Below are 21599 nucleotides of genomic sequence, written 5' to 3' on the forward strand. Positions count from 1 at the left end.
AAGAGCAAACTAGGAAACTAGCCGCAGGCTGTACTTGAGTACGGCAAGGCGACGCTGACGTGGTTTGAAGAGATTTTCGAAGAGTATTAGTCTATTATTTCTTCTCAGCGCGAAGGGCTGACAAGATTTGTGTACGGATATCATCTACACCATTTGGCGTATTTGGTAAAAAGATAGTCTGATTTCCTTTAGAGGCAAAGGTATTCAAGGTATCCAAATACTGGTTGGTCAAAAGAATGGACATGATTTGTTCTTCTGTCATGCCAACATTGGCTTCCTTGAGTTCAGTGATAGATTCTGCCAATCCATCCACAATCGCTTTACGTTGTTGGGCAATCCCCACACCATGAAGACGGTCTTTTTCTGCTTCTGCTTCAGCTGCAGTGACGATTTTAATCTTGTCTGCTTCTGCCAATTCTTGCGCTGCGACCCGCTTACGTTGCGCCGCATTGATTTCATTCATGGATTGCTTGACTTCTGCATCTGGTTCGACCTTGGTAATCAAGGTTTTAACGATAATATAACCGTAAGTAGTCATTTCTTCTGCTACTTGGTGTTGAACTTCAAGGGCAATCTCATCTTTTTTCTCAAACAATTCATCCAAGGTTAATTTTGGAACAGAAGAGCGAAGGGCGTCTTCGATATAAGATTTAATCTGAGATTCTGGACGCATGAGTTTATAGTAGGCATCTGTCACGCTCTGCTCATTGACACGGTACTGAGTCGCCACATTCATCATAACGAACACATTGTCCTTGGTCTTAGTCTCAACCACAATATCACTTTGCAACAAGCGCAACTGAATCCGTGCTGCAATCGAGTCAATCCCAAAAGGCAATCGAATATGAATACCGCTATTGGCAACCTTTTGGTATTTCCCAAAGCGTTCAATAATCGCCACCGACTGCTGACGAACCACATAAACTGTACTCAGTGTGACTATCACCAATAGAAGCACACAAACCACCACAAAAATCATCAAAAATGTTGCCATTATCGTGACCTCCATTATTATTTTTCCTGTATTATAGCACATTTAAAGAAGGTTGTGCAGTTTTTTCTGCGATTTTTCCTGAAATGTCAATAATTAGAGGTGAATTGTCACATTGTCGTCTAATCTCTTGCTAAAACAACTCTTTATAAAACTCAATCGTTTCTTCTAAGGTTGGCATAAATGGGTTTCCTGGCGCACATGCATCAATCAAAGCATTCTTAGAAAGGTATTCAAAGTCGAAATCTTTTTCTTCAATACCAAGTTCAGTCAATTTTTTAGGAATGCCTACTGTCTCAGAAAGCTTCTCAATCTCAGCAATTGCGTAATCGGCACACTCTTCATCTGATTTACCTTCTACATGAAGTCCCAAGGCTTTAGCAACATTGCGGAAAGCTTCTGGTACACGTTTAGCATTTTCACGTTCTATAACTGGTAGCAACATAGCACAGCAAACACCGTGTGGCAAATTATATACTGCACCGAGTTGGTGAGCCATTGAGTGAACATAGCCCAGACCTGCATTGTTAAAACTCATACCACCAAGGAAGATGGCATTGACCATACCTTCACGCGCTTCAATGTCGTGTCCATTTGCTACGGCACGAGGGAGGTATTCCTTGATAAGCTCAATTGCCCCAATAGATAGTTTCTTGGTCACATCATAAGCACCAGGTGTTACCAAAGCTTCAACAGCGTGGGTCAGAGCATCCATACCTGTCGCTGCAGTCAAAGCTTGAGGTTTTGAAATCATCAATTCAGGGTCATTAACAGAGATAAGAGCAAGGCTATTCTTATCAACCATTACCATCTTAACCTTGCGTTCTTCATCAGTAATCACATAATTAATGGTAATTTCTGCTGATGTACCTGCAGTAGTATTGATAGCTACAACAGGAAGGCCTTTTTTAGCAGATTTATGAAGTCCTTCATAATCCTGTGGTTTTCCACCATTTGTAGCCATGATAGAGATACAACTAGCTGCATCCTGTGGAGAACCCCCACCAAGACTGATGATAAAATCACATCCATGTTCTTGCAAAGCAGCTACCCCATCTGTGACATTCTTACAAGTAGGGTTAGGTTCTACATCGCTAAAGATGACATATTCGATTCCTTCTGTATCTAGCGGTTTTAAAACCTTAGGCAAAATGTCACTTCCTTCGATGAACTTATCTGTCACCAAAAGTGCCTTTTTATAGCCAAGTTCCTTGATATAAGGACCCACTTCATTTACAACACCTTTACCAATAAGGTTGACTGCCGGAACATAAAATGTAGCCATATAATTTTCCTCCTGCGCCTCCGCGCTATCTATTTAACATCATTATATTACTTTTTGTATTCGTTTTCAATTATTTGTGAATTATTTAACAAATCTTTTTAAAAGGATAGGAGGGACGTAAGTTCACCTCCTATATAAACAAGTTTTATTTATGTAGTGGTCCCAACAACTGACATGCACGATAGTCTGCTGATTCTAGATCTTCTGTTCCAAATAAGGACCAATTTTTAGGTCTAAAGATATCTTCCTCAGGTACATTATGCATATTGACAGGAATTCTCAACATAGAAGCCAAGGTAATCAAGTCTGCTCCAATGTGGCCATATGTTATGGCTCCGTGATTAGCTCCCCAATTATTCATGACGTCATAGACAGACTTGAAAGCACCTTTTCCTGTCAAACGTGGAGCAAACCAAGTAGTTGGCCATCCTGGATCTGTACGATTATCTAAAGTATGGTGAACATCTTCAGGAAGTTCAAGTGTGTAACCTTCTGCAATTTGTAGCACTGGACCAACCCCTTTTAGAAGATTGAGACGTACCATTGTTACTGGCATATTCCCCTTCGTCAAGAAACGAGTTGAGAATCCTCCTCCACGGAAGTATTCACGGTTTGCTGGTGGGAAGTCTGTGTTTTCAAGCATAGCCTGCACTTCACTTTCTTCCAACTCCCAGAATGGTTTCATAACAGGTTTTCCATCACGACTAGCTTGACCAGTACCATCTAATGTACAAGAGCCCGAGTTGATTAGATGTAAGAATCCATCTGCGGCATTACCTTCTAGAGTATGACCTGTTACACGTTCAACAGCCTCTGGACTCCAATAAGTACGCACGTCAGCAAAGATTTGTGGGGTATTCGTCAATAAGTAATTAAAGAGCATAGACACACCATTTAGTGAATCATTCTCTGTCGCAAATATAAATGGTTTTCGAATACCATTCCAGTCAAATTGAGTGTTTAAGAACGTTTCCATAAAATCCCCATTAGGGAAGTGGTCTGTCCATTGACGTTGACCTTGGAAACCAGCTACTAAAGCGTGGTGACCAACTGCTTCTTCCTCAAAACCAAGCTCTGCTAAACGAGGATTTCCCTGCATAAGATCTCGACCAATCATGAACATTTTTACAACAAATTCCCATTGTTTTTCTTTCTCTTCTTTAGAAAGAATCAAATCTTCACGATTTCGATCAACTCCTTCTTTGATATGTTCTTTTACCCAAACCATAGCACGTTCAAACTCTTCTGGGTCATAAATACCACGGTCAATACGACGCGTGAACTCCGTCATATCTACCGATTCATTTCGCATTCCTAAGTATTCTTGGAAGAAATCTGGATTTACAATAGAACCGCCAATCCCCATCGAAACACTACCCATTGATAGGTAAGCAGTGTCTCTCATCAAGCCAGTTGCAAGAGCTGCACGCGCATAACGTAAAAGTTTTTCTTTGACATCTTCTGGAATATCTGTATCATTAGCTTCCTGAACATCTCTACCATAAATACCAAACGCTGGAATCCCTTTTTGAGCATGGGACGCTAGTACAGCTGCAAGATAGACAGCTCCTGGACGTTCTGTTCCATTAAATCCCCAAATAGCATGAGGAATATCTGGAGACATATCCATAGTTTCACTACCATAACACCAGCATGGTGTGACTGTAATTGTTGCACAAACATTTGATTTTTTGAACAATTCATGTGAAGCTGCAGCCTCTGGAACACGACCAATAGTAGATGGAGAAATCACGCATTCCACAGGTTCTCCATCTGGATATTTCAATGTGCTTGAAATCAAATCTGCCACACTTTTAGCCATGTTCATTGTTTGTACTTCCAGTGATTCGCGTACACCTTGACGACGACCATCAATAGTCGGACGAATACCAATACGTGGATGTTGGATCATAATACTTTCCTCTTATTTTTCTGTTTCTTTTATACTACCATCGCCATTATATTTACGGTAGCCTGGGTGACGACCTGTAACCTTATAATTTTCTCGCATTGAGAATAGACGTTCTAAAGTCGAACGAGCAATTTCTTGTTCTTCAATACCTTTTGTAGACAGTAACATTCTTCCATGGAAGGTTGTCTTTGCGACTAACTCTAATGTTTCCATACGGTAGTATGCTGTAATGACATCGCTTCCGACAGTCAGAGCTCCATGATTTTCTAATAGCATGACATCATGATCTGGCAGATAAGGTGTAATTGCTTCTGGCACTTCCATTGTAGACGGAACTCCAAATGGAGTTATAGGAATTGCCCCAACCACAATCGCGCTCTCAATTAGTGAATAAGTATCTAAAGGAATATGTGCAAGAGCAAATCCTGTTGCAATCGGTGGATGTGCATGAACAACCGCACGGACATCCTCACGTTCTTCGTAACAACGAATGTGCATTTTAATTTCACTAGAAGGACGGTAATCACCTTCTGCTTCTAAAATCTCTCCTTTGAGATTTAACCTCACCAGCTTTTCTGGTGTAATAAAACTTTTGCTGATACCAGTAGGAGTTGCAATAATGGTATCCTCATCTAATCGAACAGATACATTTCCATCGTTTGCAGCAACCCAACCAAGTTGCCACATCTTATGACAAACATCACAAATCTGTTCACGAATTAATTTTTCATCTTGAGACATAAACTCACTCCTTTCTAAAAATGAAGTTCGAATTCAAGATTTCCATTACTGTTAATGGTAATAGTAACCGTATGATTTTCCTGATCAAAATTGAGAGATGGCTGATCATAGGAATTATTTGTTCCTGATAATGAATGAACAGTAGGAAGTTTATCTATACCTCTTAATACTATCTTTGTAACCCTTTTCTCTCCAAACTGAGTATCTTTGATATAATGTTCATCAATCCACTTAATCGCACCTTTCTTGGTCAATTGTGGTAGTTTCTTTGCCTGATTTGCATCCTGAGCATTAGACCATAGTGAATCTTTATTTGTTCTAAAATTATTTAAATTCACTTTCAATCCATTACTTATTCTCTCAAAAATACCATAGGTATGAGGTTCAAATTCAACATCCATTTCTAAAGAATTAAATTTTAATTTCCCAGTCTGTTTAACGTTCTCATTTACCTTGTAATTATAGACAAACCATCTATTATCTAATTTCTGAGCAAAGATGTCTCCTTCATAATTTGTAGGATACAGCTTATTCAAGTATTCTTTTCTAGCCTGAGTAGAGCTAAATTCTGGAGAAGTGATTTCCTTAATCTGAATACGGCTACCAGAAACAGACTCTTTCAGTTTATCTGTTTTTAAAACACCTGGAATAGCTGGAATAACATTATAACGACCAGTCATGTATAATGGAGTTTGTTCTCTATCAGTATTTACGTTTACAAAGAACTTACCATTTCCTTTATTTGAATAGTCTCCATGTATGAATACTTTTGTATCCTCAAGTACCTTTTCTTTGGATGGTGCTGGATGCGCTATTACATATCTAAAAAATTCTTTTATTACTTCGCTAAAAAGTAAGCTTTCTTTATTATTTACACCATAGGTATAAGCTGGGTGTTCAAAATTATAAACTACACCTCCATTAAGGTAAACCCCTAAAGCTTCTTCTCCTAGCATAGACTCTGGTTCAGTCAACCATTGTCTATCTCCTTGACTTTTTCCGATATTACCAGTTGCAAACAGTTTCCATTTACCTGTCTCATACCACTTCCAAGTATCCATCAAACCACCCCATTGATAAGTATGATTTGAAAGCCAAAGTCCCTTCATATAACTTTCTGTAGTTGAATCATTTCCCTCAGCAGCAGGTGTATTTTTGAACATGAAAATAAGGTTCTTCCAATACTTATCAACAGATTGCTGAAATGCTATCTTACCGTTTTTTCCAAATGCTTTTTCTATTGCAGAACCATTATTTTGTTCAGCCCATATAAAATATCCTCCATTTTTAGCTGATACTTTTAAGTAATCTGCCGCCTTATTTTCAATATCATTTGCCCAAATCCAATAATTCTCAGTACTGAAAATACCATGCAAATTTGGATATTTTTGATACATTTTATCAATCCAGCTGGTACTTAACCAATGTGCCGAAGTATAATAAGGCATATTACCAGCAGTGTAAACCGTCAGAATAACTGGAATAGGTTCATTTTTTCCAGTCTTAGGATTTACATATTTCGCTGCTTCTTCTAGCATATGTTCATAAAAACCTCTAGCAGCTCCATCTCTTTTAGGAAGATCATCTGGATGTAACTGCATAACAGTATATGGTTTTAAGTCATCTGGTACATGTTCCCATTTACCTGTTAATGTATCTCCTCCCCAAAAAGTATATTTCCCTTTGTTAAACTCTTCTCCGTTAGCATATAAAGGCATCATAAGTAACGGATGTTCATTATTAATTTCACGACGTTTATCAACTTCTGACCAATCATTAGGATTCTTAAATTTCCCATTTGCCATAAACAAGGCTCCACCTAAAACCAATTCGTCAGCCCATGTATGTTTCCCTGAATATGATTTAAGTTCTATTGTCTGTGCATCTTTTGGAATTTCAACATCAACCAGAAATGCCGATGTATCATATTTAATTCCTTCCGGATATTTTGATTCTGATGTGTAAATGACTTTACCATCCGCAACAACTTCAAATTTTTGAATATCTGCGTAATCAGAATTTAAATGATTTGCACTCCTATCAATTCCGACATAGGAAATAAATCTTGTAACATTAGCACCCGAAACATCATATTTTATACTAGACGGGTTACTTGCTACAGTTCCCAATCCTTTATTAAATTCTATTTCCTTCCCGTCAATTAATAATTTTATTTTATTATTTGCACCGTTATTACCAGGTGTAAACGGTTTATCTTTCTGAACTGTTTTTGATTTATCGTCATCACCATGAGTAGCATCAACCCATTCTAAATCAGAAAGATATACTCCTCCATTAATTCCTTTATTAAGAAGATCTGGAGTTATAGTTTGAGTACTAACAGTTTTAATAAGTTTAGCATCAGCAAATACAACTTCATCACCCCATGTATGTTCTCCTGAGAATGATTTTAAGGATATTTTTTTAGCGTTTTGTGGAATTGTCACACTAATAAATTGTGCCTGGGTATTATATCTGAATCCATCTGGATTAGTTACATTACTGGAATAAACTACTTCTCCATCTATTTCTATTTCTATTTTATCCACTACTGCGTGGTCTGCTCTAGAACTATTAGCACTTTGATCAATTCCTATATAAGTTTCAAATTTTTCAAATCCTTGACCACTAATATCATAGCTGATTACAGACGGGGAATCTGCGACTGTCCCTATTCCTTTATCAAAATACTTAACTTTATTGTCAGAAGTAAGCAATGAAATTTTAGTATGTTCTCCTTTATTTCCTGTTGTAAATGGAGCATCTTTTTGTACTGTTTTTGTTTTATCTACATCACCATGAGTTGCAGAAGACCAATCCATATCTGAAAGATATGTCATCTCCGTATCAGTTTCTTGATCTTTAGTAATTGGTTTTCTTAAGTTATTCCCTGTTACTCTAGCAGTTTCAGTACTAGCTCTGTCATTAGAATTACTTTGGACTACATCTGCATAAACCAATTTACTTCCTAAAAAACTTGTTAAAACAGCCGTAGCTATTAAAATCTGTTTTGCTATTTTTTTATTTTCCATTTTTATTTCCTCATTATTTACATACAACTTCCTCAATAACAAATAATTTTGTAAGATATTCTGGAACACAAAGTGCTAAATTACTTAAACTGACTTTTATTCCAGCATTCATTAATTCATCTCCATAAAAGAACTCATCAAATCCAGAGACGGAATAGCATTTATCTTTATCTAAACCACTAAAATAAACTCTTGTATAATCTGGATTCAACTTACTATTCAATTGAGCATACAGTAAAATCGACTCGCATTTATTCTTTGAAACAACTTGCCAACTAGTAGAATCACAACTAAAAGGACTGTTTATCCTATAAAAATCCCCGTATTGAAACAATGAACGATATTTTTTATAAAACTGAATTTGTTCTTTCACTTGTTCTTTTTCTTCTACCGACAATCTCGTAACATCTAATTCATAACCGAAAGAACTAAAATAAGCTACATTTGTCCTAGTCTCCAAACTCGTTTGTCTTCCACTTTGTTCATTTGGAGAAATAGAAACATGGGCTGTCATCATTGATGGAGAATATCCATAAGAAGTTCCATGCTGAATTTTCAACCGTTCTATCGGGTCCGTATCATCACTCGTCCACGCTTGCGGTGCATAATACATAAGTCCTAAATCAAAACGTCCACCACCTGAAGAACAAGATTCAAATAGAACTGAAGGGAACTTAGTTATTAAACGATCTAATAACTGATAAAGACCTAAGATATATCGATGACCAAATTCCATCTGCTGTTCAGAATCAAGTTCAATACTATAAATATCTGTTATATGACGATTCATATCCCATTTGATATAATCCAGATTTGTTTCGATTATGATTTTAGAAATAGAATCAAAAAGGTAATCAATAACTTCCTGTCTCGTCAAATCCAACACATATTGATTTCTTCCTACTGACTTCTCTCTGTCTAACAAATGGATAGTCCAATCTGCATGATTCTTGTACAAATCACTATCAATAGAAATCATTTCAGGCTCAAACCACAAACCAAATTGTAAACCTATTTTGTGAATTTCATCTGCAAGAAATCCAATACCTTCAGGAAGGCGACTTCTATCTGTTACCCAGTCACCCAGAGAACTTTTGTCATCTTTCCTATGACCAAACCAACCATCATCCAGTACAAATAATTCTATTCCTAAATCTTTAGCAGCCTTTGCTAAATCTAAAATTTTTTCTGTACTCAAGTCAAAATAAAATGTTTCCCAACTATTGAGTATTATAGGACGACTAGCTTGAGAAAAATTAGGATTAACTAAATGATGTCGATAAAAATCTGATAGTTGTTGGCTCATCTGATTCATCCCTTGATCAGAATAGGTCACAATTGCTTCTGGTGTCACAAAACTTTCGGCAGGATTTAATAAAAAACGAAATTCTACTGGATTTATTCCTACCGTTACTCTAGCGGTGTCAAAATGGTCAACTTCAATCATATTTTGAAAATTTCCAGAATAGATAAAGTTAAAACCATAAACCTCACCACTATGCTCTGTAGTTTCCCTCCTTGATAGCATAAAGAAAGGATTTTGCTGAGGACTTGATGAGTATCTCAAGCTATCTATTGCTTGAATACCTGGTCTAAGCGAAGTTCTATATAACTGACGTTCCCTCAGCCATGCTCCAGAAAATTGAATAAAGTCATATTGACTATCAGGTAGATCTAGCTGTAAACTCATTGCTTTCAAAAGAGTCAACTTATTATTGCTATTATTTAAAAATTCCGTATTTCTAACTAAGACATTGTATTCCGGAAAAATTGTGTAATTTAGTCTAACAGTTAAATCTAATATGGAATCTGTTAAAATAATCGTTAATGTTTCCGCACACTGACCAATATCATCAAATGTTGAAGGTAGAGAGTTAAGACGATTTTTCCCTTTTTCAAGTTCAAAACCTTGATATTTTAGTGTCGTTATCCTACTACCATTCATTCCTTGAACTTGAAAGGCTGGATGCCGAAAATCTCCTTTCCCATATGAAGAATATTCATTTTGTATCATAGACTGTTGAATATCCTCAAATTCTTCTGAAAAAGATACTTCAAATCCTCTTTTTTCATAGGCCATCAATTGGTTATAATTTTCCTTGACATGAATCCTTTTCCCAAAATATAGATGTTGAAGTTCCCCATTTTCTAAAATTCTAAAAATATAACTACTATCTTTCATTTCCAAATGAAAAACGGTCTCGTCCTTATTAATATAAATCGTCATCTCTACCTCACAATTTTTTCTTTACTTCTTCAGTATCATGATAGAGTACGGTGCCAATTCTATCTCATCTTCTTGAATAGTAAAATCTCCAATTACTCTGGTAAAATTCTCTATCGAAAGATTCTCTATTTTTATTTTTTGTTTAATCTGAGCAGGATTTCTCAGAGAGAGAATTTCAGTAGAAGTCTTCTGATTGTGACACTTATAACCATAAATTTCAAATTTTTCAGGACTTCCTCCTATTTTTTTACTATATTTTAGTGTTTGATAATTCTCCTCTATCCATTTGACGGCACGAGCATTGGCTTTCCAGCGTTCTTCATCAAACATATCAAAAGAATAGTGAAACTCCCAAAAAGCATTCCCTCTTGTTGAAATAAATAATAGATAAGCTTCAAAATCTGGTATTGATGCAAACATTTGGTGATCCATGTACCAGGTATTTGCACTGACAGCATAGATTGGTTCATGATTATAAAGCGACCACATAGGTAACTGTATCTCACGTTTTTCCAAAAATTCTTGATACTGAATATCTCGGTAAGTAATCATACGATTGATATCATTACCTGCATTCTCTGTAAACCCTACATCTTGAGATATTTGAATCCATAAACTATTGACCCACTGTAAAAACCATGGACTAGGATTTACATAAGAAGTCAAGTTTAACCAACAATCTTTTCCTCCTCGCTCCTTTCTTAGATCTATCAACAGCTGAATTAAGAACTCATAAACCGCTGTCATGGTATACATACCATGCGACCCGCTCTTATCAGGTTTGTCAGGTTGAAGTAACCAACCATCAATTTTCCAATAGCTGATATCGAATTCTTTTTGATATTCCAACATCTTTTTCTTCATTTGATTGAGATAGTTAAAATCAGCGACGTTTACATCATTTGAAGTATAATTCTTAGAGCCAATCCTTAACTCTGGATGTGCTTCCAACCAATCACTCATAATGATTTCCGTCCCATTATAACCACCTCTGGGACCAATCCATAATCCTAGGCTTGAACCAAATCCATTTACAAGATGTTTAATATTTCTCAAACCATTTGGGAATTTATGATTGAATTCCCAAACTGATTGATAGTTTGTCCAACCATCATCAACAACATAAGCATCTAAATGGACTCCATGATTTTCAAATCCATCTCTAATCTCAGAAAAACTTTTTAGAATACCTGCTTCTGTAATGTCGGTCATATGGTCATACCAGGAATTATACTGTTTACGGAAATAACTAGGTTGAGCTATTCCTTCCACATATTCAAAAAATGCCTCTTGAATCTCTTCTTTTTTATAGGAACCTGCTCCCCCAACAATACAAGGCCACAAAATTTTCTCTTGATTAATAACCGTTCCTAAGTAATACCTTGATACATAATGTCTACAATCTACCTTGTTTTCAGACATGGGAAATTCCATTCCTAAGAATAAAGAATTAGCATAAACAGGTTGTCCCAATTCTACATAATAACCGGAAAAATTTGCCATTTCCTTAATACAATCTTGTCTTTTAGGATAGAAAATATGGTCTTCTGTTTCAAACTCAAAACTCTCTACCTCTACAGATTTAATAACTTCAGTAGAAGATTCTAAAACTAATTGTTTCGAAAGAACATCATCCCTCGATTCAAAGATTAAACGTAAACGAATGGAAGGATAAACAAAAGAAACCTCAATCCGCTTATCTCCCTCTTCCCTAACGATTGCTGAAAAATGATTTGAAGAAAGTTTTATACCATTCTCCAATGTAATGGTAAATTCCTCTTTCGAAACATTTTTTATCATTACTCCTGCCCGTTTGTTTACGATATCAGTAGTATAAAATCGACCATCTACCCAAAAGAAATTACGTCTTACATTTCTATTTTCAATTTTCATATAAACTACTCTCTCAACTCAATTTTTATTACGCTATCAATCAAGTCTGGTAATGGATAGGTAAAATGAGGAACTTCTCCAAACTGTGCAAAACAAATTCCTTTATAGGCATTGGTCGTCCAGCTTTCTGAAATTTTCACCTCACTTCCATCATGAAGAAAGCTCATTCTTTTTACGTTTTCTTTACTAATACCAAGAAGAGCTAACGGACCTATAGGTTGTTCAAATACATGAGCATAAACCGTATTTCCGTTACGAGTATAGTATCCCCAATCTGGTTTTGGTAAATTTTCATCTCCACTACATCCATAAATTGCCTCACCATTTCGAGACATCCATTGATGAAAATCATCTAATATTTTCTTACTTGGATCATTAATTCTTCCCAAAGCATCTGGGCCTACATTAAGAATCATATTCCCGTTTTTACTAACACATTCAACTAACTTTCTTATCAAAGTTTGACTAGACTTATATAGATAATCAGTAGGATTATAAGCCCAATTGTTATTCATAGTTAGACAAAGTTCCCAAGGAACAGGCTCACCTTTAAAGTTTCGAATACCTTCGTGAGGAACAATTTGCTCTGGACTAACAAAATCTCCAGCATAAGAGGTAATTTCATCTGTAACAATACTTCCGAATCCTTCACCTGATGTTTCTAATCTATTATCTACGATAACGTTTGGCTGATAATGACGAACCATGTCTATTAATTTTGAAGCTCCCCATTTTTCACCTACCATGTCTTCATAAGAATAATCAAACCATAATATGTCAATCTGACCATAACCAGTTACAATTTCTTTAACTTGATTGTGCAAATACTCCAAATAACGGTCAAAGTTAATTTTCTCATCTCGATAGGCTTCATTTCCTCTCATTGGATGATTTAGATCAGCATATTTAGGAAAATCAGGATGATACCAGTCAATCAAACTAAAATATAACCCTACTTTTAAACCTTCAGCTCGAACGGCATCTACAAATTCTTTAACTAAATCTCTACCTGCAGGTGTATTTGTTGATTTATAATCTGTAAATTTTGAATCAAACAAACAAAATCCATCATGATGTTTAGCTGTTAAAACCATATACTTCATCCCTGCAGCTTTTGCTTGTTTAGCCCATTCTCTAGGGTTATATTCCTTAGGATCAAAAGCTCGAAAATATGGTTCATAATCTTCAATAGATAATTTCTGATGACTACGAATCCATTCCCCTTTTCCTGGAATAGAATATAAACCCCAATGAATGAACATCCCAAATCTTGCTTCTCTAAACCACTGAGTTCTACTATTGATAGTTTCAAGTGTATGTTTCATCCTTTTACTGCTCCTCCTCCTAAAGCTTCAATAAAGTATTTACTTGTAAATGCAAATAGAATGATTGGTGGTAATACGATTACAACAATCGCTGAAAAAAGACCATTATAATTAGTATTAAAACTTGTAGTAAATTGACCTAGTAATGCTGGTACTGTTAATTCATTTTTATCAATCACCAACATAGATGCCCAATAATATTCATTCCAGTTATTAATAAAGGCGAGTACTGCTGCTGTTAAAATTCCAGGTCTAGCAATTGGCAACATCACTTTCCAAAAAGTTTGAGCATATGTCGCACCATCAATCTCTGCCGCCTCCTCCAATTCTTTTGGAATAATTTCAAAATAGTTCTTTATAATGAAGAAACTCATAGCAATTCCACTACAAGAGTAGACTAGAATTAGAGCAACTGGGGTATTATAAATCCCCAACGCATTTACTAATCTATAAACTGGAAAAGTCATAGCTGTTGCTGGAATAAATAGAGTAGAATACAGCATAGAAGTCACTAACTTCTTCCCTCTAAATTCCATCCTAGCAATAACATATGAAGACATGGAAATCATAACAATGCTAATAATAACTGATATAGACACTACTTTAAAGCTATTCCAAAAGTAAGTGAAAACATGAAGTTTTGTAAAAACATTTATATAACCATCAAGAGTAAAGTCAGTTGGTAAACTAATACCTGGATTTTTCATAGGATCTGCTTTTAATGATGATAAAAAGATCCACGCAATAGGGAAAATGGAAATTAAAATGGTAAGGAGCATATAACCATATATAAGAACTTTGCCTTTTTTACTAATACCATTTATATGTGTATTCATAATCATTTCCCACCTTTCAGTCTTTTTCTTTCTCTGAATAAAATATTAATACAAACGATAATCAACATTCCACCTAAGATTTGTATAACTCCAATTGTATTTGCACGAGCATACTGAGTTCGTGAGCTAGCCACCGCTAATTCTCGAATAACAAAACTGATACTTTTTGTTCCTGCAGCACCATTTGTCAAAAAGAATACTTCGTTATAGAGCAAAAATCCTGAAGTTGCTGCCATAATTGAAACAGTTTTAATTGTCCCCTTAATCATCGGAATCGTAATATACCACTCTTTCCTCCAACCAGTAATATTGTCTAAAATAGCAGCTTCTTGAACTTCTTCTGGAATAGCAAAAATTTGCCCTAGAATCATAATGGTTGATGCTCCTGCAAAGAAAATATAAGCGCCAGTCATAGCAGCTATATTTAATCCTGGAGTCAACAGTACTGAATCTTTAAACGATGGATTAAATAGATGAATAATTTGGTTAACAACGCCATAGTTTGGATTATAGATTTGAAGAAAAATCAATCCCATAGCAGCACTAGAAATGATACTTGGTACAATATAAAGATTTCTAGATATCTTCCAGCCTTTTAATTTCTTAGATAATGTAATTGCAACAGATAAAGCTAAAGGAACTTGAATAATAACACCAATTACAGCCCAACGAACAGAATTAATTAGAGCTTCTGTAAAAAATGGGTATTCTTTAAAAACATACCTATAATTTTCAAATAATTTATCAAATCCAAGAAACTCAGGGGTGTTTAAATTTGTATAATCCCATTTAGCAAATGAAGTTAAAAAGATTGTTACTACAGAATAAAAATAAAATAGAAAGAAACAAATCAACGTTGGCAAAAGAAATAAAAAGATAAATCGTCTTTTTTGATTCTTCCTATTTTGTAGGCTCATAACTTTTTGTGCCATAAACAAACTCCTTTTTCAAATATATGAGTAAAATCAAGCTCAGTTGGCAGTGCCAACTGAGCTTCGTTTCCACTCCCTAAAACAATTAACCAATCAATGATTTCAACACATCTTGAGTAGATTTCACTTTTTGATCAACATCTACATTTTCAGCAGCACTTTCTGTCAATGCATTGATAATAGCTGTGTGTACATCACCACCCCAAACATCACTTACAGTTGGAACAACTACTTTTGCATTCTTAACTTGAGTGATTGCTTGTCCTAAAATTTTAGTAGTAGCTTCTGAACTTTTTTCTGAAAGTTCTTTTACATTTACATTTTCATTAGAAGGATTTGCTCCTACTTTTTCAAAAATTACTTTTTGTACATCATCGCTAGTCATATATTTCAAAAACTCAAGAGCTAGTTTTTGTTTAGCTTCAGACATCTTACTTGAGATAGTGATACCACCTCCAGAAGAACTAATTGCTACACCTGCAGGATAGATTCCAGGTGCAAGACTCGGGTTCTTAGACATCTCACCAGAAGCCCACACACCATTAAAGAAGACTGCAGATTTACCTTCTTGGAAGTCTTTAGAATAAGCATTAGCATCGCCACCAGCATTCTTAGAACCATTAGCTTGAATTTCTTTCATAACCATTTTCAAAGCATCTGCAAATTCTTTAGATTCGATTCCTTCTTTTGTTAATGGTTTGTCTAATAATTTACGCCCATTTTCTGTGGTTCCTAAGACTGTATTAAACAAGCGAATAGATGGTTCTCCAGCACCAAATGCATACACTCCATCTTGCTTTCTCACAGTAGCCATTGCTTGTGTAAAATCTTCCCAAGTATTCCACTGATCAGGTGTTTTAGCACCTGCTTTTGAAAATATATCCTTGTTATACCACAAACCCATTGTAAATAACTGTTCGTGAACTGTATAAATTTTTCCATCTTTTTGGTTTTGTTTATAGTTCAAACCAACATTTTTTTCAAGCTTATTTGAATCGATATATGGTTTCAAATCCAAAACAAGTTTTTGTTCAATCGCAGCTAATGATACTGCATTACCTGCTAGGTCAATCACATCTGGAAATTCACCACTAGCAACCTTGTTATTCATTACATCCTTCAAATCACCATTTATAGGAATTGGTTTAAATTCTACACCACTATCTTTATGTTCTTCTGCAAATTTATCATATAAATCTCGCATAGTCTTAGCTACAGGCCATTCATCTTCACTATGATGATATCCATGATAAAATTCTAATACTTCTTTACCAGAAGAACTTCCACCGCTTGCATCCTTAGATGTTCCACAAGCTGCTAAACCAAGGGTAGCTACTAACCCGATAACAGCGCATTTCAAAAGACTTTTTTTGTTCATGACAAAACCTCCGTTTTTTTATTTTTGTTTATGATAGCTGAGGATAATAATATTGTGTATCAGTAATATTTGTCATAATATCCTTTAACCCTGTATCCTCGTTTATTTTACCTTGACTTAATAGCTGTATACAAATATTCCCCACAGCTGTAGCCTCAGTTGAACCTGTAAGAACTTCTTTACCAGTTCTATCGGCAATCATTTGATTAAAGTAACTAGCTCTAGCACCTCCTCCGATAACATATATCCTCTTATAAACCTTATGAGTTAGTTCTTCTAGTAACTCTATCGTTTTCTTATACGTTTCAGCTAGACTTTCATAAACGATCTTAAATAGTTGTCCATCTGTCCACTCTCTAGTTTCATGATGATAAGCTAGATATTCTGTCAAAGTCTTGTACATATCAGATTCTGTTGCAAATTCAGTTGATTCAGTATCAATCAGAGGAAGATTTTCTTTTTCTTTCTCCACCATTGTCCTAATATCATCAAAAGAATAGGCTTTCCCTCTTCGTTCAAATGAACGTCTTAGTTCCTCTATGATCCATAGCCCTGTACAATTCTTCAGAAATGTAATCTCTCCATCTTTACCGACTTCATTTGTAAATCCATAATTGAAGGATTCGGTACTAAGAATAGGTGAAGTAAGTTCCACTCCAACTAAAGACCAAGTCCCTGATGAAATAAATAAACTATCTTCTGTCTTAGGTACTGAGACAATCGCGCTTGCTGTATCATGACTACAAACATTCACAACAGGAATATCGCCTAAACCATATTCCTCTCTGAGTCTACCAAGAACATTCCCCTCTGAAACAATTTCAGGAAGTAAAGATGACTCCAATTCAAATAGTTTTAAAATATTCTGATTCCATTTTTGACTTCTCGGATCAAAGAGTTGGGTTGTTGAAGCAATGCTTTTTTCAGTTGCAAACTTACCTGTCAAGAGATAATTAAACAAATCTGGCATTAAAAGAATCTTATTGGTCTTATAGAAAGAGTCAGGAGATTCTTGACGTGCCTTAAAGAGTTGAAACAAGGTATTTATCTCCATAATCTGATTTCCTGTCTCTGAATACAGTTTTTCTAATTCAGTAATTTCAGATATTTCCTTTAACACTCCCTTTGTTCTTTCATCACGATAGTGAACAGGTTGTGATAACAGCTTACCTTCATTATCAATAAGTCCAAAATCAACACCCCATGTATCAATACCGATAGATAAAATCTTGTAACTAGTATTAGCCAAGCGGATGCTTTCAAGAATTTTAGCTAGTAGAAAGTCAACATCCCAAGATAAATGCCCTTTTACTCTAATAGGTAGATTAGAAAAGCGATTTATTTCTTCCATTACTAGTTTATTTTCAGAAAGGTAACCAACGATTGCTCTTCCAGAAGTCGCACCTAAATCTATTGCTAAAACCGCTTCCATTTTTCTTCTCTCTTCGTCCTTGATTAAGTTTATTATAATCCCCACATTTTATTTTTTCAATATGTGAACGCTTACTTGAATAAAATTCATACATTTGCGCCATAAACATAAAAATAATTCAAATTCCTCCAATTTGTGCTATAATATAGTTGAGATGATAAATTAGGAGGAGCTTATGATAAAAGATGAACGTGTACTTGAATTGATTGAAATTATCAAAAAGAAAAAAAGAATTGCCGTAAAAGAGCTGGCAGAAATCACTTTCTCCAGCACAAGTACCTTACGTCGTGATTTAATTTTCTTAGAAAATCAAGGTCTTATCAAAAGAAAACACGGATACGTGACCCTGTCCTCTATGAACACAATTGAACTTTCTCATCAAATACGTGAAGGAGAAAGTACTAGGCAAAAAAGACTAATCGCTAGTCTCGCTAAAGACTTTATTCGGTCAGGTATGTGTATCTATCTAGATTCTAGTACTACTACCTACGAACTTTGTCCCTATCTTTCTGAACTTGATAATTTGATTATTTTTACAAATGGTTTACATACTGCACAAACCCTATCTGAAACTGTTAAAGATAGCTCCAAAATCTTTATCACATCTGGAGAAGTCAAACATCAATCCTGTTCCGTGGTAAACTATGAAAAGGAAAATTCTTTATTAGATCATTTTAATATCGATTTAGCATTTTGTTCAGCAAGAGGTATTGATGACCAATATGTTTATGAAGCTTCTCTCAGCCAAGCTATTTCAAAAAAGAATATTATTGACAAAGCCCATGAAACCATCTTACTGATTGATAGTTCTAAATTTTACAAGACAGGATTTTTTAAAATTAATCCCCTCTCCAAATACACAACCTTTATTTCTGACACCTTGCCAGATCAAAAATTATTAGACGCAGTAGAATTATTTGATGGAGAATGGGTTTCTGATATTCAATGAAAATCAAATAGGAAACTAGTCTCAGGTTGCTCAAAGTACAGATTTGAAAATTGATCAAGTCAGCTCGAAACACTGTTTTGAGGTTGTAGATAGAACTGATGAAGTCAGTCACATATATACGGAAAGACGAAGGTGACATGGTTTGAAGAGATTTTCGAAGAATATTCGTTCTGTCTGCTGACTGATCTACAAATACTCACCACATGACATTATTTTCTCAGCAACCCCAAAAACAGAGGCTGGACAAAAACTCAATTTCAGGAGAAAATGGAGTAAATCTTCCCACAATAAAACGCATAATATCAAGGTTTTGCACACCTGATATTATGCGTTTTTCTGATTTTAAAGATTTTTCTCTTAGATCCGATATTTCAAGAATTAAGTGACCTTGATGATCCAAATTTAATGTGGTATACTATTTTTGTCATCGGTTACCGATTACGTTCCTATGGGTTCGTGAGAGGAGGTGAAACTAATGAGCCTTATCATAGAGCTCGCTCTTACTATTATAGCGGATGTTATAGCTGGAATTATCTTGTATTTCGTCTGCAGATGGCTAGATAGTAAGGAGTAGACCGAGTGACTAGCCTATCAACACCCGTTAAATCGCTAAGATACGTAAAAAAAGCCCTTAACTACGGCAATAGTTAGGGGCTTTGGTGTTCTAATGAACCTTATCAATTAATTATATTCTAGCATATAAGCCCAGATATTTCAAGCATTAGGCAAGATTGATGATCTAAATTTAATGTGATATACTATTTTTGTCATCGGTTACCGATTACGTTCCTTACGGTTCGTGAAAGGAGGTGAAACTAATGAGCCTTATCCCAGAGCTCGCTCTTACTATTATAGCAGACGTCATAGCTGGAATCATCTTGTATTTCGTTTGCAAATGGCTAGATGGTAAGAAGTAGACCGACTGACTAGCCTATAAACACCCGTTAAATCTCTAAGATACGTCAAAAAAGCCCTTAACTATGGCAGTAGTTAGGGGCTTTGGTGTTCTAATGAACCTTATCCATTAAAATCATTCTAACATACAGGCCCCGATATTTCAAGAGTTTTATTTATTGTTTAAAGTTCTGAAAGGTCTATAATGAAGTTAGCCATCTAATATCTAAAAACCGACTAGCTCTTATGAACTAGTCGATTTCTCATCAATGCGCCAACATTTCTTGGGCGATTTCTTGTCCAGATAGGTTATCTGGGTAATAGGTTGGCCAATTATCCATTTCTTCAAAGAGGGCTTCTTGGCTTGTGCCTCCAAAGAAAATATGGAAATGTTCTGCCTTAACTGGGGCGATATTGTGGTCACTAAACTGAACATACTTGAACTGTCCAGCATCAGCATCTGTGGCTTCAAAGAGGAAGCGCACGCCACGATTGCCTTTCTTGTAAGTTAAGATTTTCTTACCAACATACTTGTAGGTGAATTTCTTACTTTGTCCACCTTGAACAAATTCCATAGTGTTATCAGTGATATTAATCTTAGTCACATCTGTCTGATAGCCTTTTGTATAGTAGGCCTTGTACTCAGCTTGAGTCATCTTACCAGTCAACTTAGCCTTGTAGTCAAAGACCTGATCAAAAGTTCCATCTTCAAGGAAAGGATAAACTGATTGCCAATTGCCTGAATAGTCACTCAAGGTGCGGTCCTTGACAGCTGCATCCTCAAAGTAACCATTTTGGACTGTCTTGGTATCCTCTGCCTTTTCAGGCTCAATTGCTGGGCCTTCTTGGTCCGTTGTTTGTTTCAGAGCCTTGAGGTTTTTCTCCATGATAGAGATGTAATTTTCTCCAGCCTTGGTGTCCTCTTCTGTCAGACTTTCTAAAGGATTAAGGACATCTGTTTTGACACCTGCCTCTTTTGAAAGTGTGTTAGCAAGGGCTTGTGAGGCATTTTCTTCAAAGTAGATATAGGCGATTTTATTTTTCTTTACGTACTCTGTCAATTCTGCCAGACGAGCAGCTGATGGTTCTGCATCTGGAGAAAGGCCTGAGATTGCGACTTGTTTGAGTCCATAGTCCAAGGCAAGATAGTTAAAGGCTGCGTGCTGAGTCACAAAGCTCTTTTGTTTGGCTTGAGACAAGCCTTCTGCATAAGCCTTATCCAAGGCTTGCAATTTTTCGATATAAGCAGCTGCATTCTTCTCAAAGGTCTCTTTTTTATCAGGATAATCTGCTGACAAGCTGTCACGGATGTGCTCTACTAGTTTAATGGCACGGACTGGTGATAACCAAACATGGGGGTCAAACTCATGGTGATGGCCTTCTTCGCCATGGTCATGGTCTCCCTCTTCTTCCTCACCACCTGGCAAGAGCAACATATCGCCTGTCGCCTTGATGCTTTTCACTTTTTTCTTATCCAAAGTATCTAGCAATTTAGGGACCCATGTTTCCATGTTTTCATTTTCATACACGAAGGTATCTGCATCTTGGATTTTAGCAACTGCCTTGGCAGAAGGTTCATATTCATGGGGTTCTGTCCCAGCACCGATGAGGAGTTCCACATTAGCAGTATCTCCTGCGACTTGCTTGGTAAATTCATAGACAGGGTAAAAGGTTGTCACAATATTTAGTTTGCCATCTGCCTGCTTTTGATTGGAACAAGCCACTAAAAACAAGGCACATAGACTGGCTAGTAATAAGCTAATTTTTTTCAC

Annotated in this window: 14 protein-coding genes; 1 reads left to right on the forward strand and 13 read right to left on the reverse strand. The window is 35.9% G+C overall.

Annotated features, from left to right (window positions below):
• Positions 1-94: 94 nt before the first annotated feature.
• The 12 genes from ADI58_RS08540 to ADI58_RS08595 all read right to left on the reverse strand — a co-directional run bounded on the left by ADI58_RS08540 (position 95) and on the right by ADI58_RS08595 (position 17984).
• Entirely contained in the window at positions 95-979 is an 885-nt protein-coding gene (locus ADI58_RS08540) for an SPFH domain-containing protein (RefSeq protein ID WP_004235732.1), read from the reverse strand.
• 145 nt (positions 980-1124) lie between these two features.
• Positions 1125-2276: an iron-containing alcohol dehydrogenase gene (locus ADI58_RS08545; protein WP_049522229.1), complete on the reverse strand. Its 1152-nt coding sequence runs from the start codon at positions 2274-2276 to the stop codon at positions 1125-1127.
• Between the two features lie 145 nt (positions 2277-2421).
• Entirely contained in the window at positions 2422-4188 is a 1767-nt protein-coding gene (locus ADI58_RS08550) for an L-fucose isomerase (RefSeq protein WP_049522230.1), read from the reverse strand.
• 12 nt (positions 4189-4200) lie between these two features.
• Positions 4201-4929, reverse strand: coding sequence for a class II aldolase/adducin family protein (locus tag ADI58_RS08555; protein ID WP_049522231.1), 729 nt, complete (start codon positions 4927-4929; stop codon positions 4201-4203).
• Between the two features lie 14 nt (positions 4930-4943).
• The gene (locus ADI58_RS08560) at positions 4944-7961 is read right to left on the reverse strand and encodes a glycoside hydrolase family 98 domain-containing protein (protein ID WP_049522233.1); all 3018 of its coding nucleotides are present in this window, start codon (positions 7959-7961) and stop codon (positions 4944-4946) included.
• Positions 7962-7974: 13 nt separating this feature from the next.
• Positions 7975-10188 (reverse strand): alpha-galactosidase, encoded by a 2214-nt coding sequence (locus tag ADI58_RS08565; RefSeq protein WP_049522235.1) that lies wholly within the window; start codon positions 10186-10188, stop codon positions 7975-7977.
• A 21-nt stretch (positions 10189-10209) separates the two neighbouring features.
• The gene (locus ADI58_RS08570; protein ID WP_049522236.1) at positions 10210-12081 is read right to left on the reverse strand and encodes an alpha-galactosidase; all 1872 of its coding nucleotides are present in this window, start codon (positions 12079-12081) and stop codon (positions 10210-10212) included.
• Between the two features lie 5 nt (positions 12082-12086).
• Complete coding sequence (locus tag ADI58_RS08575) at positions 12087-13406, reverse strand: alpha-L-fucosidase (protein ID WP_049522237.1); 1320 nt, start codon at positions 13404-13406, stop codon at positions 12087-12089.
• Positions 13403-14242, reverse strand: a complete 840-nt coding sequence (locus tag ADI58_RS08580; protein WP_049522255.1) for a carbohydrate ABC transporter permease — start codon at positions 14240-14242, stop codon at positions 13403-13405. The genes ADI58_RS08575 and ADI58_RS08580 overlap by 4 nt, the downstream gene beginning before the upstream one ends.
• A gap of 2 nt (positions 14243-14244) precedes the next feature.
• Positions 14245-15174 carry a carbohydrate ABC transporter permease gene (locus ADI58_RS08585; RefSeq protein WP_078140508.1) on the reverse strand — a complete coding sequence of 310 codons (930 nt, stop codon included), beginning with the start codon at positions 15172-15174 and terminating at the stop codon, positions 14245-14247.
• 85 nt (positions 15175-15259) lie between these two features.
• On the reverse strand, positions 15260-16552 hold the full coding sequence (locus ADI58_RS08590; protein ID WP_049522238.1) for an ABC transporter substrate-binding protein: 1293 nt from the start codon (positions 16550-16552) through the stop codon (positions 15260-15262).
• Between the two features lie 28 nt (positions 16553-16580).
• The gene (locus ADI58_RS08595) at positions 16581-17984 is read right to left on the reverse strand and encodes a rhamnulokinase (protein WP_049522239.1); all 1404 of its coding nucleotides are present in this window, start codon (positions 17982-17984) and stop codon (positions 16581-16583) included.
• Between the two features lie 175 nt (positions 17985-18159).
• Here ADI58_RS08595 and ADI58_RS08600 point away from each other — a divergent pair, with 175 nt between their 5' ends.
• On the forward strand, positions 18160-18933 hold the full coding sequence (locus ADI58_RS08600) for a DeoR/GlpR family DNA-binding transcription regulator (protein WP_049522244.1): 774 nt from the start codon (positions 18160-18162) through the stop codon (positions 18931-18933).
• 1160 nt (positions 18934-20093) lie between these two features.
• On the opposite strand, the gene adcA is transcribed toward ADI58_RS08600, so the two are convergent.
• Positions 20094-21599, reverse strand: coding sequence for a zinc ABC transporter substrate-binding lipoprotein AdcA (adcA, locus tag ADI58_RS08610; RefSeq protein ID WP_049522245.1), 1506 nt, complete (start codon positions 21597-21599; stop codon positions 20094-20096).

The organism is Streptococcus mitis, from assembly GCF_001074635.1.
Classification (GTDB): domain Bacteria; phylum Bacillota; class Bacilli; order Lactobacillales; family Streptococcaceae; genus Streptococcus; species Streptococcus mitis_E.